The following is a 4,203-nucleotide window of genomic DNA, read 5'->3' as shown; positions in this document are numbered from 1 at the left end:
GGTCTGGGCCTGCGCGTGAGTGTGGGCTTGGGCCTGCGCGTGGGCTTGGGCCTGCGCCTGCTCGGCGGGGCCCGTAGCGGGACCGGTGGCCCGGAGTGGCGGCGCCCCGCCGAGCAGCATCGGATCGTCCCGGCGCAGCACGCCCTGGTGGACCCGGCGCAGCTCCTCGCCGGGCTCCACGCCCAGCTCGCCGCGGAGCCGGTCCCGGGTCTCCTGGTAAGCGGCGAGCGCTTCGGCCTGGCGCCCGCTGCCGTACAGGGCGCGCATCCGCAGGGCGGCGAGCGGTTCGTCGTGGGGCTGCGCATGGGGTACGGCCATCAGCTCGTCCAGGGCCTCCGCGTACCGCCCGAGGAGCACCAGGCACTCCACCCGCTCCTGGTGGAGGGTGCGCCGCTGCCGGGCAAGGCGCTGCCGCTCGGCGTCGGCGAAGGGACCGGGCAGACCGGCCAGCGGCTCCCCCCGGAACAGACCGAGCGCCCGCGTACAGCCGTCGAGGGCGGCGGTCAGGTCGCCCGCGACCCTCGCGTCGCGCACCTCGGCGGTCCGCGCGGTCAACTCCCCTATATCCGTACGGGCTTGGCCGGGCACGAAGCGGTAGCCGCCGCGCTCGCCGCGGATCACGGACGCGGCGGGGCCGGTGCCGGGCGCGTCCAGGGCCTTGCGCAGGGGGTAGACATAGCTGGGCAGGACCCGGCGGCCGGTGCCGGGCGGCTCAAGTCCCCATACGGCGTCGAGGAGTTGCTGTTGGGTGACGAGTGTCTCCGTGCGCAGGACCAGCGCGGCGAGCACCGCCTGACGCCGTACGGGCCCCAGGTCGAGCGGCACCTCGCCGCGGTGGGCGCCGACCGGCCCGAGCAGGGCGATGCGCAGCCGGTCCGCCGCGTCTTCCGTGCCCTCCGCGCCCATCGCACCTGCCGAGCCTGTCGCGCCCTCCGCACCTGCCTCACCCGAGCCGAGTGTGTCCCCCGTGTCCGTGCCCATCCCCAACTCCCCCATGCGGTTCTCATCTTCAGCAGAATTTCATCGGTATTCCAGTGTCTCGCGAGAGGGTACGGCGCGATGTGTCCGCTCCCGAGGGCGTAAACCGCAGGAAAGCGAGCTGTTCCGTGAGTGAGAACCCGCAGATGGACCCTCGGCAGGGCTTCGGTCAGGAGCCACCTCCGATGCCGGGCCAGGCACCGCCCCCCGTCCCGCCGCAGGCGCCGGGCGCGCCTTCGGCCTGGTCGCAGCCGGTTCCGGCGGGCGGCCCCGGCAACGGAGGCCCAGGCGGGGGCCGTTCGCGTGTCTGGCTGATCGGTGGCGCCGCGGCGCTCGCCGTGGCCGTCGTCGTCGGCGTGGTCATCGCCACATCAGGGGGTGACGACGACAAGGGTGACACCGCGGCGAAGAAGCCGGGAGGCGTGACCGAGCCGAAAGGCCCCGAGGCGCCGCCGAAGGGCAAGACGTTCACCAAGGTCCCCAAGGGCTGCGAGCTGATCAAGCCGTCCACGATCGAGAAGATCGCGCCGGGAGCCAAGTGCACGCCCGGCCTGATGGACGACAAGGACCTGGCCTCGATGATCACCAGGATGCCGAAGTGGGACCACCCCGGCTACGGCGGCGACTACCAGAGCCTGGACGTGAGCCTCTTGGTCAGCCCGACGGCCAAGAGCAAGTACGACATCGACAAGAGGGTCACCATGAAGGAGAGGGGCCCCACCCACGAGGTGACGGACTCCCGGCCGGTCAAGGGCATCGGCGAGGAAGCCTTCGTCGTCCACGCCGTCGACGACTCGCTGACCTGGGTGACGGTGCTCGTCCGCGAGGGCAACGCCTCGGTCCGCACGGGCTTCGTCTACAGCCAGGAGACCTCCGACAGGACCCCGAAGCAGACCGAGGACGACGCCATCACCGCGGCCCGCGACGTCCTCGCCTCGCTGAGCTGACCGCCGCGACGACGATGCCCACCACCCCCTACGGAAGCGACGACCCCACGGCCGCGCAGCCCACCAGGACCGCACACCCCGCGCACCCCGCGCACAGCCCCGCCCGCATCGGCCCGTACGAGATCTTCCAGCTGCTCGGCGAGGGCGGCATGGGCCGGGTCTTCCTTGCCAGGTCGCCCGGGTCGCGGCTGGTCGCGCTGAAGGTCATCCGGCCCGAGTACGCCGAGGCGCCCGACTTCCGCGGGCGCTTCCGGCGCGAGGCCGCCTCCGCGCGCCGCGTGAGCGGCTTCTTCACCCCGCCGGTGCTCGACGCGGACGCGGACGCCCCCCAGCCCTGGCTGGCCACGGCCTACGTCCCCGCGCCCTCGCTGCACGAGGTCGTACGCGCCTACGGGGCGCTGCCCGAGGCGGGCCTGCGGGCCCTCGGCACCGGTCTCGCGGAGGCGCTGCTCGCCATCCACGGCGCCGGGATCGTCCACCGCGACCTCAAGCCCGGCAACGTACTCATCGCCGAGGACGGGCCCCGCGTCATCGACTTCGGCATCAGCAGCGCGGTGGACGCCACGCAGGTGACCCGGACGGGCGCCGTGGTGGGCACGCCCGGTTTCATGGCGCCCGAGCAGATCATGTCGAGCCGTGAGGCGGGCCCTGCCGCCGACCTCTTCTCGCTGGGCTGCGTGCTGGTCTTCGCGGCCACCCGGCAGGGCCCCTTCGGCACCGGGGGAACGGCCGACATCCTCTACCGGGCCGTCCACCACCCGCCCCAACTGGCCGGTGTCCCCGAGGCGTTGCAGCCGCTCGTCGGCGCCTGCCTGGAGAAGGACCCCGCCCGCAGGCCGCCCGCCGCGTCCGTGCTCGCCGCGCTGGGCGCCGCCGACCCGGCCGCCCTGCTCACCGAGGGCCTGCGCGAGGACCTGGCGCGCCGGGAGGCGCACGCCGCCGTGCTGGTGGCCGCGCCGCCCGTGCCCATGGTGTCCCTCGCCCCGCCCGTCGACCCGTTCGCCACTCCCGCCCCCAGGGGGCCGAGCCGCCGCAGGTTCCTGTGGATCGCCGCGGCCGGCACCACCGTCGCGGCGGGCGGCGGGGCCGCGGCGCTCGCCGGATGGCGCTCGGAGCCCGACGCGGCCCCGGCCCGGAGCGGCGGAAGCGGAAGCAGCGGCGCGGGCACCACCGGTAGGCCCGAACCGAAGGTCCCCGCAGGGCCGAAGCCGCGGTGGTCGACCCCGCTGAAGAAACTGGAGGGCGCGAAACTCCATCTGCTGGGCGACGTGTTGGTGCACTGGGAGAAGGGGCGTGCCATCGCCTACGACCCCGAGACCGGCAAGGAACGCTGGACGGGTTCACTGCGCACGCCGTCCGACGTCTCGGGGAACCCGGAGTGGCTGGGTGTGCAGGGCTCGACGCTCTTCGCCACGGCCTGGAGCGGCGAGCGCGGTTATCTGTTCGGCGTCGACGCCGCGGGCAAGCGGAAGTTCACCCATGTGGTCACCGAGCAGAGCGCCGACGGCCAGTCCGCCGCCTTCGTCCAGGATGTCCTGTCCGTCGCCGGTTCGGTCGCCCTCGTCGGTACGAGCGGCAGCAGCGCGTATGGCGTGCTCGCGGTCGATCTCGGCTCGGGCAAGGTGCTGTGGTCGCGCAAGGTCAACGGCAGCGACTTCCAGGCGTACGCCGATGGGAGCCTCTGCTTCCTCCAGGACAACGGCACGCTCCTCGGCCTCGGCCTGCGCTCGGGTGCCGAGCGCTGGAAGGTCCGGGACGTCATCAAGCCCGGCGCCTATCCGGCACTCTCCACCGACGGCGAGACCCTGCTCGTCTCCAGCACGAAGGTGCAGGCCTTCCGCGCCACCGACGGCGAGAAGCTGTGGACGGCGGTCAACGAGACGACCACCATCAGCCCGGCCAGGGTCCGCGGCAAGCGGGCCTACGTCTACGACGGTCCCGGGACCGTGTTCGCCCTGGACATGCGGAGCGGCAAGCAGGTGTGGCACAGGGCGAGCCCGGTGCACCTGACGACCACCGGTGGCGCGGACAGCCAGGGGCCGACCGTCTCCGCGTCCGTGGTGGCCATCGCCACGTTCGCCACCGGTGACGTCCCCGGGTTCGTCGTCCTGCGCGCCTCCGACGGCAAACCGCTCTGGGCGCACCAGCCGTCCCGCAAGACCGGGGGCAAGAGCGACTGGCTGCTCCAGATCTCCGGCGACACGCTCTTCGCCGCGTCCGAGACCACCCTTTACGCCTTCCGGAGCGACCCCTCGTGACCACACCGCCTCCCCCGCCC

The 4,203-nt window shown here is 73.4% G+C and carries 3 protein-coding genes; 2 read left to right on the top strand and 1 reads right to left on the bottom strand.

What is annotated here, in order from left to right:
- Window positions 1-996: AfsR/SARP family transcriptional regulator (locus GKQ77_RS28695; RefSeq protein ID WP_219691884.1), on the bottom strand; the 996-nt coding region annotated here is incomplete at its 3' end.
- A 167-nt stretch (window positions 997-1,163) separates the two neighbouring features.
- Here GKQ77_RS28695 and GKQ77_RS28690 point away from each other — a divergent pair.
- On the top strand, window positions 1,164-1,925 hold the full coding sequence (locus tag GKQ77_RS28690; protein WP_258022134.1) for a hypothetical protein: 762 nt from the start codon (window positions 1,164-1,166) through the stop codon (window positions 1,923-1,925).
- Window positions 1,926-1,939: 14 nt separating this feature from the next.
- The gene (locus tag GKQ77_RS28685) at window positions 1,940-4,183 is read left to right on the top strand and encodes a protein kinase domain-containing protein (RefSeq protein WP_219691881.1); all 2,244 of its coding nucleotides are present in this window, start codon (window positions 1,940-1,942) and stop codon (window positions 4,181-4,183) included.
- Window positions 4,184-4,203: the final 20 nt, after the last annotated feature.

The organism is Streptomyces anatolicus, assembly GCF_019400875.1.
In the GTDB taxonomy this organism is placed as follows: Bacteria; Actinomycetota; Actinomycetes; order Streptomycetales; family Streptomycetaceae; genus Streptomyces; species Streptomyces anatolicus.
This window is presented reverse-complemented; position numbering and strand designations above follow the sequence as displayed.